This is a genomic window from Pseudoalteromonas sp. ABV4_021, from assembly GCF_056159365.1.
Genome location: NZ_JBSWVB010000001.1, coordinates 199,697 through 219,718, shown reverse-complemented (window position 1 = coordinate 219,718; position 20,022 = coordinate 199,697). Strand labels below are relative to the sequence as shown.

The window sequence follows — 20,022 nt, the reverse complement described above, 5'->3', positions numbered from 1 at the left end:
AAAAAGCCTTGCTAGTGCAAGGCTCAATACATTATTTATTGTGGTACTGTTTACTTAGTTCACCTACCGAGTTGATAAACACTCCAGCGTTTTCAGGGTCAACTTCTGGTGTAATACCATGGCCTAAATTAAATACGTGACCAGTTCCGTCACCATAGCCCTCTAGAATGCGCTGTACTTCTTGGCGAATGCGCTCAGGCGTACCATGAAGCATTGCAGGATCCATATTCCCCTGTAGCGCTACTTTATCACCGATACGACGACGCGCGTCAGCAATATCAACAGTCCAATCAAGACCAACTGCATCACAACCTGTTGCTGCGATCGCTTCTAGGTTTAAACCGCCATTCTTAGTGAATAGAGTTACAGGTACTTTACGACCATCGTTTTCACGAATTAACCCATCTACAATTTTCTGCATGTAAGTTAATGAGAACTCTTTGTAATCGCGCGGTGATAATACACCACCCCATGAATCAAAAATCATCAGCGATTGCGCACCCGCTTTAACTTGTGCGTTAAGGTAACTAATAACTGAATCGGCAAGTTTATCGAGTAGCATGTGCAAAATCTCAGGCTCTGAGAAAGCCATTTTTTTAATTTTGCCAAATGTTTTACTGCTACCACCTTCAATCATATAAGTCGCAAGTGTCCAAGGCGAACCTGAGAAACCAATTAACGGTACTTCACCTTTTAATTCACGGCGAATTGTACGCACGGCATTCATCACATAGCCAAGTTCATCTTCTGGATCGGGAATAGGTAGATTAGCAACATCGGCCATTGACTGAATTGGACGTTCAAATTTAGGGCCTTCACCTGTTTCAAAGTATAAGCCTAAACCCATCGCATCAGGAATCGTCAGAATATCACTGAAAAGAATCGCTGCATCCAGTGGATAACGACGTAGTGGCTGAAGCGTTACTTCACACGCTAATTCAGCATTTTTACATAAGCTCATAAAGTCGCCAGCTTGCGCGCGTGTTGCACGGTATTCTGGTAAATAACGTCCAGCCTGACGCATCATCCATACTGGAGTTTGATCTACAGGTTGTTTAAGTAGCGCACGTAAATAGCGATCGTTCTTTAATTCACTCATGGTAGTGTAAAACCTAAAAAATAAAACTGCGCGAATTGTATCATTTAGAACGCTAACTAACTATGCGAAAGATCAAGCGCTAACGCTTTAAATGCGTAATTATTCATCTTTTTACCCTTATTTTGCTATTAATCGCCTATTTTCGAAATTTAACGTTGTTAAAATGAAAATAGTTTGTTATAAAATAGATACAAAAATAAGAGCTTGAATTAATCAAGTCAGAAAAAGTTTTATAACCACCCTATTGGGTGGTTTTTTCTTTTTATGCACATTGAAAATAAAGAATTTTTTCTAAGCACAAAATAGCATATTAAAAAACCCCTTAACTATCAGCCACTTAACCTAATCTTAATTAAATATGTTAAAAATCAGTTGACCTTTCATCAAGATTTCATTGTTATAGCTATTAGATTGAAGTAAAGGGACAAATATATGCTTACGAGATTAGAAAAAGCCAAAGAAGAATGGGGTGGAGCTCACTCGGCAATCGACAACTGGTTGCAAGAGCGTCAAGATTTACTCGTAATTTACTGCAAGCTTGCAGGTTTACCTCCCTATGAACGAAGCGACCAAGCGCTACCGCAAAAGTCTGAAATTCTTGAGTTTTGTCAGATTCTGATGGACTACCTTTCTGCAGGTCATTTTGAGATTTACGACAACTTAGTGAAGGCATGCGCTGAAAAAGGACCTGAAAGCCTTAAACTTGCACAATCGCTTTATCCGCAAATTTCAGCTTCAACAGATATAGCACTTAGCTTTAACGATGATTACGCCAACGCAAAAGAAAAAAGCTTAATGCCTAGGTTTGACGAAGACCTTTCAACATTAGGTCAAGTTCTTGAGCAACGCTTCGAACTTGAAGATGAGCTTATTGAGAATCTATACACTCATCACAGTGAATAAATGGCGTTAATTAACGCCATTTTAATTTCTGCAGGTAAGCCCGAAAAAACACGTGTTAAAGCTATTATCAATAAGCTTCTCAACATCCAAAATATTTGCCTGCTCGTGACTTAAGTAAACTACTGTATTAATCAGGCTTTGTTGAATATGCATTGCAACAAAGTCGGTTGGCAAAGCCACAAAGTTACCTTGCTGTTTTTGCAATTCAATATACTCAGTCAAAAAATAAAAGACACTATTCAAAACACCTTGTTTAAAGTCCACTCCAAGCCATGGACTGGCATAATAAATGGTAAAAAATGAAAACTTTTCAGGGTTATCAAGCCCCCATTTGATTGCGCTTCGCCACACACTTAATGCCTGTTCATTACTATTGATTGAATTACTTAACTGTAAACTTGTCACCAACTCCTGCTTCAGGTTTAAATACAAAGCTTCTACTAACACCTTCTTATTTTCAAAGTGATGAAACAACGTTCCCGTAGCTACACCAGCATGCTTTGCAATGCTCGCGGTCGATGTTTCAGAGATACCTTGTGCTACAAATAGTGTTAATGCCGAATCCAGTAAGTTTTGTTTTTTTGAGTTAACCATTTAACGTACAAACAACTTTGTGAGTAATGACTTTGCCAATCCCTTAAATTTTAAAATAAGCTTAACGCGCGGTAACCATAGTGGTGTTTTTAATACTGTACGCTTATGGCAAAACGTTTCAAACCCTTCACGACCATGGTAATTACCAACGCCCGACTCGCCTATTCCACCAAATGGTGCATCATCAGCCCCCACATGCATTAAGGTATCATTAATACATACGCCGCCACTGTGTGTTTGCTGCAAAATCTGATTAATTGCCAACTTGTCCTTGGCCATAATATAAAGCGCCAATGGACGCGCTTTATTATTGATATAGTTTATCGCTTCGCTAAGTTCACTGTAGGCAATTACGGGCAACACGGGTCCAAATATTTCATTCTGACACGCCAACATTTGCTCATTCACATCAACCAGTAATTGTGGTGGCATAACGCGATTTTGCACGTCAATCTCGTAGCCTTTAGGCGATAGCACGCGGGCACCTTTACTTTTTGCATCCTCTAACAAAGCTTGCAATCGTTCAAACTGCGCTAAATTGATAACTGAACCGTATTCATCATTAAACTTATCAACATCATATAAAGCAGCGAATCTTTCTAAATAAGTCTGACAAAATGCTAAATGCTGAGATTGCTCAACCAGCACGTAATCAGGCGCAACACAAATTTGACCCGCATTAACTGATTTACCAAGAATAATCGCATCAGCCGCTTTTTCTAGATCAGAATCCGGCGTAATCACTACCGGAGATTTTCCGCCAAGCTCCAAGGTATTCGGTACTAATCGTTCGGCACACGACTTTGCCACTAAGCGCCCGACAGACGTCGAGCCAGTAAAAAACACATGATCAAAAGAAAGCTGAGTAAATTTTGTGGCGACCTCAGGCCCCCCCTCAATAATCGTCACGCTCTCGCTTAGCGATGAAAAAATCTTACGTAATACCTGGTTAGTAAATGGCGTATACTCACTCAGTTTAACCATTACTTTGTTCCCAGCCGCCAACGCCGTTGCAATTGGCCCAATACTTAAAAATACAGGGAAATTCCAAGGCACAATTACCCCCACTACACCTTTAGATTGTTTGTGAATATAAATAGATGATGGTGCGAGCAGCAAACCGGCACTGCGCCTTTCTGGTTTTAACCAAGTTTTTAAGTGCTTTAAAGTATAATTAAGATGCTGAACACTCGGTAATATATCCGCCATCAAACTATCAAAATCAGGACGCTTTCCATAATCTCGATTTAATGCAACTAGCAAGCTTTGCTGGTTTTCAATCAGGGCATTTTTCAAACTAGTAAGCAGGGTTTTACGCTCAATTAAACTTGGCTGTTTATTCGAAAGGTATTGTTGTTTTAGTGTTGAAAATGATGCTTCAAGATCAATTGCATTAACATCTTGTTGTACTGATGCGTCGACAGACTCAAGGTTAACTGGGTGTGAGGTGGATGAATTCATAAAACGTCTAAACCAAATAAAAACCGACTGATTAGTCAGTTCAATTTAGAGCAATAATTCAACAAAGGCAAATAAAAAAGCCACCCAACTTGGGTGGCTCTTTAAAGCTGGTAATTAAAATTACTCAGAAGCAGCTTCTTTTTCAGCTTCAGGCTGAACTACTTTTAATAGCTCAACTTCAAAAATTAGCGTTGAATTTGCAGGGATCTTACCAAGATCACGCTCGCCGTATGCAAGTTCTGAAGGGATAAAGAACTTGTACTTTGAACCTTCAGCCATAAGTTGAACACCTTCAGTCCAACCTTTAATAACGCGATTTAGTGGGAAAGTAATTGGCTCACCGTGAGAGTAAGAGCTATCAAACTCAGTACCGTCAATTAATGTACCTTTATAGTGAACTTCAACAGTATCTGTTGCTAACGGCTTCTTACCTTCACCTTCAGAAAGAACTTGATACTGAAGACCAGAATCAGTTGTCACAACGCCGTCTTTTTTGCCGTTTTCAGCTAAGAAAGCAACGCCTTGCGCTTTAACTTCTTCAGCTTTTGCTTGCGCCGCAGCTTGCTGCTTTTCAGCAACTTCAGTATTTAGTTTCGTTAGAAGCTCTTTAATTTCTTCTTCTGTTAGCTGTGATTTACCCGCTAGAGACTCTTCTAAGCCAGCAACAATAAGTGCTTTATCTAGTTCAAAACCAACTTCAGTTTTACCTTCTAGATCTTTCTTAACAAACTCACCGATTGAAGCGCCAAGACCATATGCTTGTTTTTGTACTTCGGTCTCTAATTTTACTTCTGCTTTAGGTGCTTCTTTATTACATGCAGCAAGTGCAAGCACTGATGCAGCAACGAATGAAAGTTTAAATACTTTTTTCATCTTTTTCTCCGGCAAATAAAATGCCTTTTATCTACAATTATCTAAGTTAAAATTAAATGAGTTACATGATAGGCTGACAAACATCGATGTAAAACACAAATAATGACGACAAAGACGCTAACCTGAGACAACGCCGATAATTATTATCTGTAACTACCTTGTTCTCAAAACTCGTCCTAGTCTAACCTCTCAAAGTCTAAGAGTTAAGGGAAATTAGATTAAAAATGAAGCCATTTAGTATAACTTTATTAATTTTTACCCTATTTACCTTAACGGCGTGCGATAACACTGATGTCGTACCGAACAATGCGCAAGAACATGCCGTACAAGGCAGTTACGCTGCGGCCCTTAACTCCAATGGCAGCCTTGCAGTTGTCTCCTCTATCAATCATGGCATTTCAGTATGGAATTTGAATGACAATGCATTACTTTACCAATGGAGCCACCAACAAAGCGAAGACAACCTCGTTCTCGCTATAGACATTAGTGATGATAATAAGTTCGCGGTTACTGCCGATCGTACTAATTTTGCTGTCTGGAGCCTTGAAAATGGCGAGAATATCGGCTTTTGGAAAATCCAAGAATCAAGCATTCGCGATATCGCCATTAGCAATAACGGCCGTTACGTGCTTTATGGACGAGGTGACGGAAAAGTAATTCATATCGATCTAAATACCGGGCGCAGAATCGAATTTTTGGGTCACACCGAAAAAATCAACGCCGTCGATTTATCACCCAATGGCTATTACGCGCTAACAGGTGCAAATGATTACACCGCATATTTATGGGATACCCGCAGCGCACAGGTAGTTCACCGTTTTAATCATCCAAGTCGCGTCACCCAAGTAAGTTTAGATCGAGAAGGCCGCAGAGCCTTTACCGCCGACAGTAAAAAACAAGCAAGTGTATGGAACTTACAAACAGGCGAACAAATTAGTAACCTGCAATTCAGAGCACGACAAAAAGTATTTAGCGCTGTGCGCTTTAGCCCAGATGCTAATCAACTACTCACAGGTTCGCCAGCACGCACCATTGCACTATGGGATGCAAACTCAGGAAAAGAGCTACAAACATGGCACGTAGCACCGCGCAAAGATTCGCGCCCAAAATCAGCAGTAGTATATGACATCGCTTTTAGCGATAATGGGCAGATTATCAGTGAAAGTTCTAACGGTTTATCTGAAACATGGCAAATGAACAAATAACCAATCTTGAAGCGCGCATTACCGAACTTGAAACAAAGGTAGCGTACCAAGATGAAACTATCGATATTTTAAACGACGAGCTAAAGCAGCACCAAGTAGCGATGGCAAAAATGACCCGTCAAATTGAGTTGGTAGGTGAAAAGCTAAAAGAAATGAAACCGTCTTCGGTCGTCAGTGAAGAGCATGAAACCCCGCCACCGCATTACTAAACTAACGTTAAGCCTGATCACTCAGGCTTAAATACACCAATTACTTGTTCAAACTGGCGTGTTGACGCTTGAACTTGGCCTTCAGCCTGCGTCATAGTATGACCACATTCAACACACTCTACTTTTTCAACATCCATTTCTTTGTATAGCATCATAGTATCTTGCTTTTTACACTCTGGGCAGGTTGCGCCCGCGATAAAACGTTTTTTCTGTTTCATGGTTTTCAAATTAATCACAATGTTGATAAAGCGATTTTAACAAACAACACTGATTACTTGATATACTAGCGCAAGAAAAGTTTTCAAAAATGCTTACTAAATGATTCAAATCTCTAATCTAGAATTACTGCGTGGTGGCAAGCCACTATTAAAAAATACCAATGCAACATTATTTGCGGGCCATAAAGTAGGTCTTGTTGGCAATAATGGCTGTGGCAAATCAAGCCTGTTTGCACTTATTCGCAATGAGCTATCACCAGATATGGGCGAATGTAGTATTCCTAAAGAGTGGCGTATTGCATCAGTAAAACAAGAAACGCCCGGATTAGATATTTCAGCACTAGAGTATGTGCTACAAGGTTACGAAGAATATTACGCACTGCGAGAGCAACTTCATTTAGCCGAAAACGCCAACGACGGTGCAAAACAAGCTGAACTTCACCTCGCTTTAGAAGAACTACAGGCCTATCACATTGAGGCCAAAGCGGGTGAGTTACTGCATGGTTTAGGCTTTTCGCAGCAGCAAATATCTCTGCCGGTAAAGTCATTTTCGGGTGGTTGGCGTATGCGCTTAAACCTTGCCCAAGCGTTATTACAAGAAGCAGATTTATTACTGCTAGATGAGCCAACCAACCACTTAGATTTAGATGCGGTTTACTGGCTAGAAAAGTTTTTGAAAACCTACCCTGGTACATTAGTGCTAATATCACACGACCGTGAATTCTTAGATGCCATTGTCGGCGAAATCTGGCACGTTTATCAGCAGCAAATTCACACTTACAAAGGTAACTACAGCCAGTTTGAGCGCATTAAGGCTGAAAAACTGGCTCAGCAGCAAAGTAACTTTGAAAAGCAACAAGAGCAAATAGCGCACTTAGAGAGCTTTATTCGCCGCTTTAAGGCCAAAGCCAGCAAAGCCAAACAAGCACAAAGTCGTGTTAAAGCACTCGAGCGAATGGAAAAACTGGCACCAGCACATATCGACTCGCCATTTAACTTTAGTTTTAAAGAACCACCTAGTTTACCAAACCCACTTATTTCATTAGAAAAAGTAAAAGCAGGCTATGGCGATGTCACCATTTTACAAGACATCAAACTAAACCTTGTTCCAGGTAGCCGCATTGCGCTACTCGGTAAAAACGGCGCGGGTAAATCAACCTTAATCAAATTATTAGCAGGCGAATTAAACGCGCAATCAGGCGAATTTGTGCACCACCAAGGCTTGCGTATTGGTTACTTTGCGCAGCATCAGCTTGAATCGCTCGACCCAAGTGCATCGGCCATTTTGCATTTGCAACGCCTGGATAGCAAAGCGACAGAGCAAGAACTAAGAGACTTTCTTGGTTGCTTTGCGTTTCATGGCGACAAAGCGCTTGAGCCTGTCGCGCCATTCTCTGGTGGCGAGAAAGCGCGTTTAGTACTGGCGTTATTGGTGTATCAAAAACCTAACATTTTGCTACTTGATGAACCAACCAACCACTTAGATCTAGAAATGCGTCATGCTCTCGTAATGGCACTGCAAGGATTTGAAGGAGCAATGGTTACGGTATCGCACGATCGTCATTTATTAAAAAACACTTCAGATCAGTTTTATTTAGTGGATAGCGGTCAAGTAACTCAACTTGGTTACGAGATTGAAGATTACTACGCATGGCTTGCCAACAAAGACGTCGCTAAAACACCTGAAAGTGATATAGCGCCAGTTGAAAGCAAACCTAACAAAGTGCAAAACCGCAAAGAGCAAAAACGCCTTGAAGCTGAATTTAGAAAACAAATGCAGCCATTAAAGCGTGAAATTGAAAAACTTGAAAAGCAGTTAGAAACAGTTAGTGATGCGCTGCAAAACGTTGAAAGCGCGCTAGCGGACGCCAGCATATATCAAGATGAAAATAAGGCAGAGCTTACTAAACAGCTGGCGGAACAGGCAAAACTTGCGCCACAGCTCAATGAGATTGAAGAAAGCCTGCTTGAGAAGCTAGAAACACTTGAACAAGAGGAAGCTGACTTTGCAGCACAATTTGCACAGTAGCAACCTCTGGCAATTTGCTTTGCAGTATTACAGTAAAAGCGCGCGTAGCCGCGCGCTTTTACAGCTGCAAGATAAATACGCTGGCAATATCAATTTGTGCTTACTGCTTAAGTACCTCTCGCAACAAAACATAATGGTAAGCACCTCAACCATTGCCGTATTACATACACACGTTACGGATTTTAGCCAAAACTACACACAACCGCTTCGCCAAATACGAGCCAACTTCAAACAATCGTTGCAAACAATGAAAAATTATTCAGCATTGCGAACCCATATGCTCAATGCCGAGCTAGAGCTTGAAAAACAAGAGCAGCAATTGCTAGTAGACGAATTTAACCGCGCAACAACAAGCGACTTATCGCCCAACTGTCCACTTAAATACTACCTAGAAAGCATTTTAGCAGTGCCAAAAACTGACCTAGATCAAACATTAACTCAACTTGCGTAACACGCGTAAATACGCGGGATAAATATTGATCTAAGTCATGATCACTATGCTCACCTTATTCTATTCTCTTTCGTGTTGACGTTAGAGGAGAAACACAATGAGCAATTTATTTAGAGACTTTTTCCAGGACCCTGTGCTCTTTTTATCATTTGGCATTTTAGGTGTTGTTATTGTTCTTTGCCTTTTCTACGTAGGCTTCTTTATCAATAAGATTAAGAACGATCAGCCTAGCGAGTCATAACCAGTTTTATAAAATTTGATAATGTGGGCTTGGGTCGGCATTTGAAAAACCCTGTTAGAATTAAGCACGACGCACTAAAGCATCAAACTAGGCAACTAGTTTGGTGCTTTATTTTTTCTAATACCAATTTGGATAATTAAGTGCTCCATTTTAAGGCAATAAAACCGCACTGGTAGCAAGGCAAACATTTCGCTATAAAGCTGCTCTACATGAAAAACTTTAACGCGGTAAGCAACAGATTTAATGCCTCAAAATGAATAATTATAATTGCGAATTGGTATGATACACTGAACCAATGTTTTTCTTTTGTACACAGCCATGGATCAAAACTTTAAGCCAGCTTGGTGGATGACCAATCGGCACGCACAAACCATTTTACCGCGCTTTTTTCGCCCAAACCTTACCGTTGATTACAATATTGAAGAAATCACTACGCCCGATCACGACTTTCTGCAACTGATTTGGAGTTCTCAGCATATTGCTGCCGACGACAAACCGTTAGCAATTGTACTGCATGGCTTAGAAGGAAATATTGATAGTTTCTACGCTAAAGGCATGATGAAAGCCCTAACTTTGGCCGGTTTTGATGTAGTGTTATTACACTTTAGAAACTGTGGACACAAAGCTAATTTACAGGCACGCGCCTACCATAGCGGCGAAACCAGCGATCTACACTTTTTAGTTAATATACTCAAGCAACGCTTTCCAAATAAGCCGCTAATGGCTGTTGGCTTTTCACTCGGTGGCAATGTATTAACCAAATACCTAGGTGAATATGAAGATGACTGTCAGCTTGATGCCGCAGCCGTTGTTTCAGCCCCGTTTGCCTTAGCATCATCTTGTAAAGTGATTCAAAAGAGTTGTTTTAAGCTGTATCAGAAGTACTTACTGGATAGGTTAAAAAAATCCACAGCAAGAAAACTGGATAACATTAAAGAATCAATTAATTTAACGGCAAAGCAACTAGAGAACATTTACGATTTATGGGAATTCGACAACAGAGTAACAGCGCCATTACACGGCTTTATTGATGCGGCCGATTACTACCTAAAATCAAGCGGAAAACAGTATTTAAAACGCATCACAACCCCCACTCTAGTGATTCATGCAAAAGATGACCCTATGTTGTCACAAGAAGCTATTCCGCAAAAAGAAGACGTAAGTAACGCGGTTAAACTACTGGTTTCCAAACAAGGTGGACATGTTGGCTTTATAAGCGGTAAAAACCCATTTAAGCCAATTTTTTGGCTAGAGCAGCAAGTTCCCCATTTTTTCCAGCAACAACTTTTAGGCAAATTAAAATGATCGTTCCGATTGAACAAATTGACCCAGATACTCTAACTAATTTAATTAAAGAATTTGTTCTGCGAGAAGGCACTGACTACGGTGAAGAAGAAGCTGCACTCAACTTAAAAGTTGAGCAAGTGAGAGCACAGCTCAAAAGTGGCACAGCGGTATTAGTATTTTCTGAATTACACGAAACGATTAATATTATGCCCGCTAGCGACTTTGAATCACACCCAGATTATGAATAGAAAAGGCTGCGCCTTTTCTATCTTTTAACTTTTCACTTTCTTATTTCACAACTTCGATTACCAACAGCTCTCAACATTTCTATCGCGATTCTATTGCTTTACTCATTAAAGCAAGCACAATAAAGAAAACAACGACACAGAATCCACTATGAAATATCTAATAAAAACAAGCTTAATCGCAAGTGCCATTATGGCAACATTCACAGCAGGTGCATCACAATACACTGCATCAGAAAAAGCAGTAAAACTCGCTCAAGAAAACTTATTAATCGACACCCATATCGATGTACCTTACCGTATTTACCACAAATGGGATGATGTCTCAAAAGCCACGGAAGGTGGTGATTTTGACTACCCTAGAGGTGTAAAAGGTGGTTTAAATGTACCTTTTATGTCGATTTACATCCCAGCAAATCTCGAATTTGAAGGCAAAGGAAAAAGCTACCAACTAGCCAATCAATTAATTGATGGTATGGAAGCATTAGCACAACGTGCACCGGATAAATTTGCTATTGCAACCAGTACTGCCGACGTTGAAGCACAGTTTAAGCAAGGATTAATGTCACTTGCTATGGGTATGGAAAACGGCTCGCCAATGGAAGGGGAAATGGCAAACCTAAAGCATTTCTTTGACCGTGGCGTGCGTTACATTACCCTTGCGCACTCACAAAGCAACCATATTTCTGACTCGTCATATGATATTCGTCGTAAGTGGAAGGGTTTAAGCCCGTTTGGCAAAGATCTAGTAAAAGAAATGAATAAAATCGGCATGCTGATTGATGTTTCGCATATTTCAGACGATGCGTTTTATCAGGTGATGGAATTATCGGAGGTGCCGGTGATTGCATCGCACTCATCACTGCGTAAATATACACCGGGTTTTGAGCGCAATATGGATGACAAAATGCTGCTTGCTCTCAAAGAAAACGGCGGTGTTATTCAGATTAATTTTGGTTCAAGCTTTGTAACCTCTGCAGCAGGTGCGTGGGGTGATAAAATGAAAGCAGCACGCAAACAGGCCAAAGAGACTTTCGGCGAAAATAGTTCTCAAGTAAAAGATTTCAGAAAAGCATACAGTGCTAAAAACCCATACCCGTTTGCAAGTTTAGAGCAAGTGCTGAATCATATTGACCATGTGGTAAAACTAATTGGTATTGATTATGTCGGTATTGGTTCTGACTACGACGGCGTTGGTGACTCACTGCCGATCGGTTTGAAAGACGTAGCAAGTTACCCTAACCTAGTGCAAGGTTTATTAGATCGCGGCTACTCTGATAAAGATATTATTAAGTTATTAGGCGGTAACACAATGCGTGTTTGGCGCGAAGCCGAAAGCTACGCTAAAAAGCACTAAAGGTTATAAATGTTAGGCGGCATTGTGTCGCCTAACTTCTCAGCAAGTGTTAAAACAGGAAGTGAACATTTTGAATAGCAACTTTGAAGCACTCTCATTAACACTACAACAAGCTATTTTAGCAACGCTTTTGCAATGCCCGAATTGTAAACTCAACGCGCTTTTTAACCAATTGAAGCAACAAAAGCTACTGCACAAACTAGATTCAAACCCAGAGCAAAATCTGTTCAAGCAAAACTTTCTGGTAATGAATGCCCTATTCAACCTTCAACATGATGCAAAAGAGTTAGGGTATAGTTTAATTATTGAATCAATCAATATAAAGCTTGTTAAGTATCAAGAAAACCAAGTGACAAGTCATAATCCTGCGCTTTCAGAGTATTATTTAGACTTGAACAATATTGCTATCTCAAACGATGAAATAAACCAGTTACTGGATAACTTTTGGCAGTACTACGCTGAACATAGCACAATAACATCAGGTGATTTGGATACAGCATTTAACACCCTTGGCTTAGCTCGAGACGCTAATTTGAAACAGGTAAAGCGTGCTTGGTATAAAATTGCACTCGCATCGCATCCAGATAAACAAGATAACCAACACACTGGTGAATACATTGCAGCAAATCATGCCTATCAGTTGCTGGTAAAACACTTCACTGAGCGTAAGTAACTCTTATGCAACTAATACCCGTTGAGCCTGAAAAACTTCCTTTAGCTCTTTTACTCGAAGCCGACCCAAACATTGAAAAAGTACAGGCATATTTAGCAAATGGCATATGCTTTGCCGCAGTTATCGATAACAATGTAATTGCTGCTTGTGTTTTTCAACGACGCTCACACACCTCTATCGAGCTTATGAATATTGCGGTGCAGCCAACTTTTCAAGCGCAGGGGATCGGTTCTAAGTTGCTGGCATATGCAATTGCCAAAATAAAATACAAAGGCGTTGAAAGAATTGAATTAGGCACTGGAACTTTTGGTCATCAACTTAGCTTTTATCAAAAATTAGGGTTTCGTGTTGAAAGTGTGATTAAAAACCACTTTTTAGAAAACTATCCTGAGCCAATTTTCGAAAATGGAATTCAACACAAAGATATGCTCAGACTAACGCTTTGTTTGAAAGATATTTCAAACAAAATTAACAGTTTGTGACTTATTGAATTCAACTTAATGCGATATAAAGGGGTAATTTCTAGAGAAGAAAACTATTTAAAAAACTTAAAAGTTGAAATATTAAGAAATGGTTAAAGGAGCCGGATGTGATACGCGTTGGGCACCAACGACGACCATAGGACGAAATAAACTATTTGGAAAATTTGAAGTACTAAAAAATGGTTGCGGGAGCCGGATTTGAACCGACGACCTTCGGGTTATGAGCCCGACGAGCTACCAGGCTGCTCCATCCCGCGTCAGAATGGTTCACGAACGTGAACAAGCCTTAGAAGTTTTAATTCATTCTAAAAGAATTGGCTACCAAAAATTGGTTGCGGGAGCCGGATTTGAACCGACGACCTTCGGGTTATGAGCCCGACGAGCTACCAGGCTGCTCCATCCCGCGCCTGTATTCTTAAGCTTTGCTGCTTAAGTGAGGCGCTATAATAAGGATTTATGACAGTTATGCAAGTATTTTCTTTTAAAAACTGTTTAACCGCTCAAATTAGCATCAACGCTTATGCGGTTTAATCATTTCTTGCCAAGGGTAACTTTGATCGCCCGTAATAATAAAGTCAGGGTTTTCAGTCGTTTCGCGCTGGTTATAGGTAATAGGATTGAATTCCGCATCAAAAAGCTTACCACCTGCCATTTCCACAATTATTTGTGATGCGCCAGTGTCCCACTCTCCAGTTGGCCCTATTCGCATAAAGGCATCAGCACGTCCTTCAGCGATTGCACACGCTTTTAATGAGCACGAACCTAATGGCAATGTATCAAACTCTGAGTCAATGTACTGACTTACCGTTGCAATATTTTGTCGCCTACTCACAGCTAATTTTAATTGAGATTGCTTTTGAACTTGCAGCTGAACATCTTCGCCATTTTCACGCTTAAATGAACCAACACCTTGCATCGCCCAATATGTAACCCCTTCGGTTGGCCAAAAAATAACGCCAAACACCGGTTTATTGTTTTCAACAAGCGCAATGTTTACTGCAAAATCGCCACTTTTAAGCACAAACTCACCTGTGCCATCTAGCGGATCGAGTAGCCAGTATCGCTGCCACGATTCACGGTCAGAAAGCGCAGGAATTGGTGTTTCTTCAGACATAATCGGGATATCTGGTGCTAGCGCTTTTAAACCCGCTAATAGCACCTCATTTGCCGCTAAATCTGCTTTTGTCACAGGCGTGTTATCTGACTTTTCACATAGTTGAATGTCATCTTGATGGTATACATCTAAAATAGCGTCACCTGCTTGTCGCGCTATTTCAATACAAGGCTCAATAAACTCTTTCATTCGGTACTACTGTAAATTAAATTAAGATAAATACTGTTTTGCTAATAATAGTGCAGCAACGCTGCGCGCTTCGGTAAAGTCGCTTTGCTGTAATAGTGTTTGCCAATCGCTTAACGGCCACTTAACAACTTCAAGTGGTTCAGGTTCATCCCCTTCTAACTTCTCGGGGTATAAATCTTGCGCCAACAATATATGCATTTTGGCGTTGAAATAACTTGGGGCTAACGATACTAACTTTAGCTCAGCAAGTTGCTTTGCACCAAATCCAGCCTCTTCCTTTAGCTCACGATTACCAGCTTGCACCGCAGTTTCACCAGGATCAATTAGACCTTTTGGGAAGCCAAGTTGATAGTCGTGGGTACCGGCACAGTACTCTCGCACTAATATTAGATTATTTTCACTATCCACAGGCACTACAAGCACCGCACCTCGGCCACCGCCTTTCACCCTTTCATATTGTCTTTTAACACCATTTGAAAAAGTTAAGTCCATCGCCTCAACCGTAAATAATTTACTGTGCGACACCTCAGTAACGTGTGTAATTTGAGGGAGTGTTAATCCTTTATTCTCGGCCATCTTGAAACTCTGTTAAACTACAGTCTAAATTTATAATAAAACTTTTAAACTAAAAAACCTATGTTAAATTGGCAGGAAATCGATACCGTTTTATTTGATATGGACGGCACATTATTAGACCTTCATTTCGATAACCATTATTGGCTTGAACTAATCCCACAAAAACTTGCAGAAAAACACGGTATCACTAAGCAACAAGCATTTGCACAACTGTCAGAAAAATACCAACAAGTAGAAGGACAAATACAGTGGTATTGCTTAGATTATTGGCAGCAGGAACTCGATTTACCAATTGTCGAACTAAAGCAAGAAATTAAGCACTTAATTAGCATTCGAGAAGACGTACCTGAATTTTTAAAAGCGCTTAAAGAGGCCGGAAAAAAACTTATTTTACTAACCAATGCACATCCAGATAGCCTGTCACTTAAAATTGAACAAACAGCCTTTGATGTGCATTTAGATGCGCTTGTATCAACCCATGAATTTGGCGTGAGTAAAGAGTCACAACGCTTGTGGCAGCAGGTAGAGCAAAAGCTTGGCTTTGATAAAGAAAGAACGTTATTTGTTGATGACAGCTTACCTGTGCTTGATGCAGCAAAACAGTTTGGTATTAAACACCTTCTTGCAGTTGCAAACCCAGATTCCACCAAAGCAACCCGCACTATTGATAATTACTTATCTATTGAAGACTACCGCACGTTACTGCCGATAACTTAACCCATAAAAAAGGCCACATTAGTGGCCTTTTGGTACTCTTTAATTTGTTTTATAACTTACGCTGGGTAGCGAGCCTCTAAGCCTTTGTATACCAGCTCAGCAAAGTTCTCTTGATTAATATCGAGTGATTTAACTACTTCAACTAAGTGTTCGTTATCTTCTTGACCGTTCCACACTTTAATGTAGCTGCCATCTTTATAGCCATGATCTTGGCGGAAAAAGTTAAGCGTGTTTTTACCAACATAACCACGATATAAATCGTCGATATCCATACCAATTTGCGTCATACAACCAGCAAATGCTGCCGCATCAAATGTCTTGTTTGCTACGGCACTTGCAGCAAGTAGCTCAAGTGTTTGCTTAAAGTCATCAGTTTGAGTAGGCTTTTCTAGCTCAGCAGTTAATCGCTCTGCTAACTCTTGATAACTTGTTTCGCCATCGATACGAAGCGATAAACCAAAATGGAAAATATCTACCAGCTCAAGAATTACTTGTTCAGTGTCAGGTGTTTGTTTCTTCCACCACTTCCAACCGTAGTGGTCTAGCATTTCAGCACACTCAACCCAAATTGCACGATACCACTCAAATCCCTGATTAAACCACTCGGCATGGACTTTAGTATTCATCGCGTTTTGCATCTCTAGCATAGTGCAAATTTTGTTTACATTGGCAGACATAATCTTTCTCTAAAATTAAATTGGGCGTAGTGTATCAAAAAGCGATTACTGTCTCAGCTCAAAATCACACTGTGATTTCTTCACATAACGCGCATCAAAGGTTTCACCCGTATTAAATTCAAGGCGCATTGATGACAAATCAAAACGAGAGTGCGGGTAACGGTCAATCCACTGCATCGTGGCTTGACAAATTTCCTCTAACTTATAGATACGGAAGGTATCAACCACAACAACCGCCTGCTCAGGCTCAAGATAACTGCGCACAATATTTTCACTCCACGCAGTTTGTGAGTAGTTTTGCGTTAAAAAATAAGTCAGATCAGAATTATCTAATCCCGAACCTAAAGCGCTCACGTTATTGCTGGCTTTTTGAGCAAACTGCGTGAGTGATTGACCACTATTAACAATTTCTTCTCGCTCACCTGGGCCACAACGACGTGTTGTGAACTTAACGGTGCCATCAGAACTGTAACACTTTCGCTGAACTTTCCCTGCTTGGGCAAAAAAAGGTAATAAAAGAATGCTTATCGCTAGTAAAATCTTCATTGTTATTCTCAACTAGTACGAACTATAGGATTTTGCCAAATTTTTTAGGAACAAATCAAGTGTTAGCATGCTGTTTACATCCGTTTCACAAAGATAAAACCAAGCGAACTGATTAACTATTTGTTCTCAAAACGATTGTAATCAAAGATTCCGTATTCGATTTGTAAATTCTGTTTGGCTGTTTTATGCAGAATGTCGCTGTAACGCCAAAACTCGGGATGCGTACGCCTAATCGCGAACTGGGTTTTTAACTGAATGTAGTCTTGTTCCGTTTTCACCTTACCAAATTGCGCGACAAACTCATCCACCTGATGCTGCTCAAGATAAAACAGCACCGCTGGGTAATCACCAATAAAACCATTCACTAAGCTTACAGTATCTTCGCCCGGTGCTCGCTGCGCATCTTCGTTAAGCAAACTGGAAATATTAAAGTGCGCATTGTGATGTAACAGACTATAAGCTTTATGCTGGCCCTGCTGTTTAACTAAAATAAACGAAATTTGTGCGAGTTGCTGCACTGCATCATTTGGCAGCGAGTTAAGTTCTCCAAGTGCTTGGCTAATTGCATCGCTTGCCAGCTCATGGCGCGTATTTAACACCGCAGACAAATGCTGTTTAATATTGCTGTAAAGTTCCGTCTTTGGTGCATTAGTTTGATATTTAATGCCTGTTTCTTGGTTAAACTGCGCATTAGACTCCAAATGCTCAACTAAATTTTTTGGCGCTTTTCGATACCAATAATTGCGCAACCTTTTACGCTCTTCGATAGGTAAAAACGCTAAGAAGTTTTGTTCACCTTCCATGCGTAAAAAGTCCATGTATAGGCGTGTTACCAACTGATGCCCAACATTACCGTATACATCAAACCCTGCCACCAGCAAATAATGAATGCGTTCAAATAAGCTGTAATCAAGTACCCACATGGTTTTTGGTGCTTGCCCGACCAACCCTTTAACTACAGTGGCACTATCAAAATGGCGGAAAATAGTCAGTGCGGCATTATCATTATGCCCTTCACCTTGCCAAAGCAGCGACATATCAAGCCCTTTGCCACCAGCAAACGACTCATTCATTTTGGCTGTTTTGCGCGCTAAAAACTTAGCTTGTAGTCTGGCATATTTAACCCAGCTGCTAATTGGCAGCGCATTACTTTGCTCCTCTGCCGGCATTGCCAATAAATCATCTACTTGATGAAAAAACTCATCCATATTGGCATTGGCAACACGTTTGGGTTCAACAAATGCTACCCAAAAGTGGTCATTAATTACATTCAGCGCCACTTGACCACGACAAACCGGCCCTTTAATAAAGCCCATAATAATGGTTTGTGAATGGTCGAGTAAGAACTGGTACTTCACCTCAGTTGGGATCTGAGCAAAGCTTTTAAATGGGTTGGAGGCAACATCTACTGCGTAGCTAGGCAATTCCGACACGGCATAATCGGTTACAATAAACAGCTGATGCAATCGCGCTAACTCTTTGTTATTTAGTGCTAACGGAATATGGTTTTTCGCCAATATACTGGCTTGATTGCGCTGTAAGCGATAATACACGCGCGCCACTTTTGGCTCATCAAATGGCCTACGCGTAGCAATTACATCAATCGGCTCGCCCGGTGGTGTTTTTGAACGCACCAGCTTATAAAAATGCTGCTCTTTAGCGTTACTGAAGTAAATATTTGTTAAAAACCAGTGCTCATAAATATAGCGCGCCATAAGTTGATGCTTAGCAGGCGCTTGGTTTAAAAAAGCTTCCCACTTTTCAACCTGCTGCGCAGTGAATTGGTCTACCGGCGCTAAATTGGTCATTTTTGCACCCTGCATTAACCAATGCTGCAGCACGTTAAATTCGCCATCATCAATCGCTGGAAAACCATATGGCATACCAAGTGATGGTTGATGCTCGGCGACTTGCTGATAGCTTTCAATACTGGCACAAGTAGCCGTTCTATCTAGCGAAAAGTCGTATTCGTCACCAAGCTGCGCCACGTGTGGCAGCGGATTTGACTTTTTAACAAGTAATGTATTGTAGAGCAGACTTGCTGCAAGGTTGTTCGCAGGTGACTCGGGGTATTCGTTTAAAACCGGTGAAAAACCAAGTTCTCGCCATTCAGACGTTGAATCTGCATCAATAAATAATCGGTGCGGCTTTGCTGCGACTAATCGCGTACCATCGTAAACGAGTTCTTTGCTAATGCCGCGATCAATACCGGCTGCCGATGTTAACTTTAACTGGCAAGGCGCATCATAACAGCCGTGACACACTACACAACGGCTTTCTAATACGGGTTTTACCGCACTCTGATAAAATTGCCCATCACTGCTGTGATGAGCAACTATTCGTTGTTTTACTTCAGGTTTGCCATATTTGTTATGCCAGTTATTGACCGCCAAAGCGGTACAGCCAGAAACTACAATTATGAAAAATAAAACAACGAACTTTTTCATTTACTCAACATCCTCGTCATCAAGTCCTAAATCGAATTCAGGGGCAAATTCCAACCATGGCGAAATAAACTGTTGCTCGTTTTCGCTGCAAACCATCACCGCTAATTGCGGGCCTTTTCTAAGGTGTAATTGCACTGATTCAATATTTATCACTGCACGCTGCCAATCGACTGTTACGTCGTTAAATACGTAATCTGTTAGAAATACCGTATGTGTTTCTTCATCGGTAATTTTTTGGCACATTTCAGCCATTACCATTTCGGTAAGTGCCACTGAAACAAAAAATGCAGGTTCTGCATCTTGCGTAATAGGCATATCAGGCGCCAAAAAAAACACTGGAATGTCTATATTTTCGGTCGCTAGCGTATCATCTGCCATATTGTTCTCGTATTAAATTTGGGTAATTGCCGATATGATAGCAAAATAGTT

The 20,022-nt window shown here is 40.7% G+C and carries 23 protein-coding genes and 2 tRNA genes; 12 read left to right on the top strand and 13 right to left on the bottom strand.

Going from position 1 to position 20,022, the window contains the following annotated elements; all coding sequences use genetic code 11:
- Positions 1-31: 31 nt before the first annotated feature.
- On the bottom strand, positions 32-1,099 hold the full coding sequence (gene hemE, locus ACXAFE_RS01060; RefSeq protein WP_010562174.1) for a uroporphyrinogen decarboxylase: 1,068 nt from the start codon (positions 1,097-1,099) through the stop codon (positions 32-34).
- A 432-nt stretch (positions 1,100-1,531) separates the two neighbouring features.
- On the opposite strand from hemE, the gene rsd reads away from it, so the two are divergent.
- On the top strand, positions 1,532-2,002 hold the full coding sequence (rsd, locus tag ACXAFE_RS01055) for a sigma D regulator (RefSeq protein WP_475147298.1): 471 nt from the start codon (positions 1,532-1,534) through the stop codon (positions 2,000-2,002).
- 21 nt (positions 2,003-2,023) lie between these two features.
- Here rsd and ACXAFE_RS01050 read toward each other — a convergent pair whose 3' ends face one another.
- The 3 genes from ACXAFE_RS01050 to fkpA form a co-directional block, all read right to left on the bottom strand.
- Positions 2,024-2,596 carry a TetR/AcrR family transcriptional regulator gene (locus ACXAFE_RS01050; RefSeq protein WP_475147295.1) on the bottom strand — a complete coding sequence of 191 codons (573 nt, stop codon included), beginning with the start codon at positions 2,594-2,596 and terminating at the stop codon, positions 2,024-2,026.
- Entirely contained in the window at positions 2,597-4,057 is a 1,461-nt protein-coding gene (locus ACXAFE_RS01045; RefSeq protein ID WP_475147291.1) for a coniferyl aldehyde dehydrogenase, read from the bottom strand.
- Positions 4,058-4,177: 120 nt separating this feature from the next.
- On the bottom strand, positions 4,178-4,930 hold the full coding sequence (gene fkpA / locus ACXAFE_RS01040; RefSeq protein ID WP_138634849.1) for an FKBP-type peptidyl-prolyl cis-trans isomerase: 753 nt from the start codon (positions 4,928-4,930) through the stop codon (positions 4,178-4,180).
- A 224-nt stretch (positions 4,931-5,154) separates the two neighbouring features.
- Here fkpA and ACXAFE_RS01035 point away from each other — a divergent pair, with 224 nt between their 5' ends.
- Together ACXAFE_RS01035 and ACXAFE_RS01030 are read left to right on the top strand one after the other, a co-directional pair.
- Entirely contained in the window at positions 5,155-6,135 is a 981-nt protein-coding gene (locus ACXAFE_RS01035) for a WD40 repeat domain-containing protein (protein ID WP_475147288.1), read from the top strand.
- On the top strand, positions 6,132-6,344 hold the full coding sequence (locus tag ACXAFE_RS01030) for a SlyX family protein (RefSeq protein ID WP_475153580.1): 213 nt from the start codon (positions 6,132-6,134) through the stop codon (positions 6,342-6,344). The genes ACXAFE_RS01035 and ACXAFE_RS01030 overlap by 4 nt, the downstream gene beginning before the upstream one ends.
- A 17-nt stretch (positions 6,345-6,361) precedes the next feature.
- Here ACXAFE_RS01030 and ACXAFE_RS01025 read toward each other — a convergent pair whose 3' ends face one another.
- Positions 6,362-6,562, bottom strand: a complete 201-nt coding sequence (locus ACXAFE_RS01025; RefSeq protein WP_010562181.1) for a YheV family putative zinc ribbon protein — start codon at positions 6,560-6,562, stop codon at positions 6,362-6,364.
- A gap of 100 nt (positions 6,563-6,662) precedes the next feature.
- Between ACXAFE_RS01025 and ACXAFE_RS01020 the strand changes: the two genes are divergently transcribed.
- The 8 genes from ACXAFE_RS01020 (at position 6,663) to ACXAFE_RS00985 (ending at position 13,327) form a co-directional block, all read left to right on the top strand.
- Entirely contained in the window at positions 6,663-8,591 is a 1,929-nt protein-coding gene (locus tag ACXAFE_RS01020) for an ATP-binding cassette domain-containing protein (RefSeq protein WP_475147281.1), read from the top strand.
- A complete protein-coding gene (locus tag ACXAFE_RS01015) occupies positions 8,569-9,042 on the top strand; it encodes a TIGR02444 family protein (protein ID WP_475147276.1) in 474 nt (157 codons plus the stop codon). The genes ACXAFE_RS01020 and ACXAFE_RS01015 overlap by 23 nt, the downstream gene beginning before the upstream one ends.
- A 97-nt stretch (positions 9,043-9,139) precedes the next feature.
- Positions 9,140-9,283 carry a DUF3149 domain-containing protein gene (locus ACXAFE_RS01010; protein ID WP_010562184.1) on the top strand — a complete coding sequence of 48 codons (144 nt, stop codon included), beginning with the start codon at positions 9,140-9,142 and terminating at the stop codon, positions 9,281-9,283.
- Positions 9,284-9,601: 318 nt separating this feature from the next.
- Positions 9,602-10,588 (top strand): hydrolase, encoded by a 987-nt coding sequence (locus tag ACXAFE_RS01005; protein WP_475147267.1) that lies wholly within the window; start codon positions 9,602-9,604, stop codon positions 10,586-10,588.
- Positions 10,585-10,818, top strand: coding sequence for a YheU family protein (locus ACXAFE_RS01000; RefSeq protein WP_100912445.1), 234 nt, complete (start codon positions 10,585-10,587; stop codon positions 10,816-10,818). The genes ACXAFE_RS01005 and ACXAFE_RS01000 overlap by 4 nt, the downstream gene beginning before the upstream one ends.
- Positions 10,819-10,966: 148 nt before the next feature.
- Positions 10,967-12,172: a dipeptidase gene (locus ACXAFE_RS00995; protein ID WP_475147263.1), complete on the top strand. Its 1,206-nt coding sequence runs from the start codon at positions 10,967-10,969 to the stop codon at positions 12,170-12,172.
- A gap of 70 nt (positions 12,173-12,242) precedes the next feature.
- Positions 12,243-12,845, top strand: coding sequence for a DNA-J related domain-containing protein (locus ACXAFE_RS00990; RefSeq protein ID WP_475147258.1), 603 nt, complete (start codon positions 12,243-12,245; stop codon positions 12,843-12,845).
- Positions 12,846-12,850: 5 nt separating this feature from the next.
- Positions 12,851-13,327 (top strand): GNAT family N-acetyltransferase, encoded by a 477-nt coding sequence (locus ACXAFE_RS00985; protein WP_475147253.1) that lies wholly within the window; start codon positions 12,851-12,853, stop codon positions 13,325-13,327.
- A gap of 180 nt (positions 13,328-13,507) precedes the next feature.
- Here the strand turns inward: ACXAFE_RS00985 and ACXAFE_RS00980 are convergent.
- The 4 genes from ACXAFE_RS00980 to nudE form a co-directional block, all read right to left on the bottom strand.
- Positions 13,508-13,584: transfer RNA gene (locus ACXAFE_RS00980), tRNA-Met, on the bottom strand.
- Positions 13,585-13,656: 72 nt separating this feature from the next.
- Positions 13,657-13,733 (bottom strand) — tRNA-Met (locus ACXAFE_RS00975).
- A 105-nt stretch (positions 13,734-13,838) separates the two neighbouring features.
- Positions 13,839-14,630 (bottom strand): 3'(2'),5'-bisphosphate nucleotidase CysQ, encoded by a 792-nt coding sequence (cysQ, locus tag ACXAFE_RS00970; RefSeq protein WP_054980471.1) that lies wholly within the window; start codon positions 14,628-14,630, stop codon positions 13,839-13,841.
- 21 nt (positions 14,631-14,651) lie between these two features.
- The gene (nudE, locus tag ACXAFE_RS00965) at positions 14,652-15,206 is read right to left on the bottom strand and encodes an ADP compounds hydrolase NudE (RefSeq protein WP_475147244.1); all 555 of its coding nucleotides are present in this window, start codon (positions 15,204-15,206) and stop codon (positions 14,652-14,654) included.
- 60 nt (positions 15,207-15,266) lie between these two features.
- On the opposite strand from nudE, the gene yrfG reads away from it, so the two are divergent.
- Positions 15,267-15,923 carry a GMP/IMP nucleotidase gene (gene yrfG, locus ACXAFE_RS00960; protein ID WP_475147242.1) on the top strand — a complete coding sequence of 219 codons (657 nt, stop codon included), beginning with the start codon at positions 15,267-15,269 and terminating at the stop codon, positions 15,921-15,923.
- A gap of 56 nt (positions 15,924-15,979) precedes the next feature.
- Here the strand turns inward: yrfG and ACXAFE_RS00955 are convergent, their stop codons facing one another.
- The 4 genes from ACXAFE_RS00955 to ACXAFE_RS00940 form a co-directional block, all read right to left on the bottom strand.
- Positions 15,980-16,600, bottom strand: coding sequence for a dUTP diphosphatase (locus ACXAFE_RS00955; protein WP_475147240.1), 621 nt, complete (start codon positions 16,598-16,600; stop codon positions 15,980-15,982).
- Positions 16,601-16,645: 45 nt separating this feature from the next.
- Positions 16,646-17,146, bottom strand: a complete 501-nt coding sequence (locus tag ACXAFE_RS00950) for a hypothetical protein (protein ID WP_475147238.1) — start codon at positions 17,144-17,146, stop codon at positions 16,646-16,648.
- Positions 17,147-17,262: 116 nt separating this feature from the next.
- Positions 17,263-19,593, bottom strand: coding sequence for a fatty acid cis/trans isomerase (locus tag ACXAFE_RS00945; protein WP_475147234.1), 2,331 nt, complete (start codon positions 19,591-19,593; stop codon positions 17,263-17,265).
- A complete protein-coding gene (locus tag ACXAFE_RS00940) occupies positions 19,594-19,971 on the bottom strand; it encodes a C-type lectin-like domain-containing protein (RefSeq protein WP_475147228.1) in 378 nt (125 codons plus the stop codon).
- Positions 19,972-20,022 lie beyond the last annotated feature (51 nt).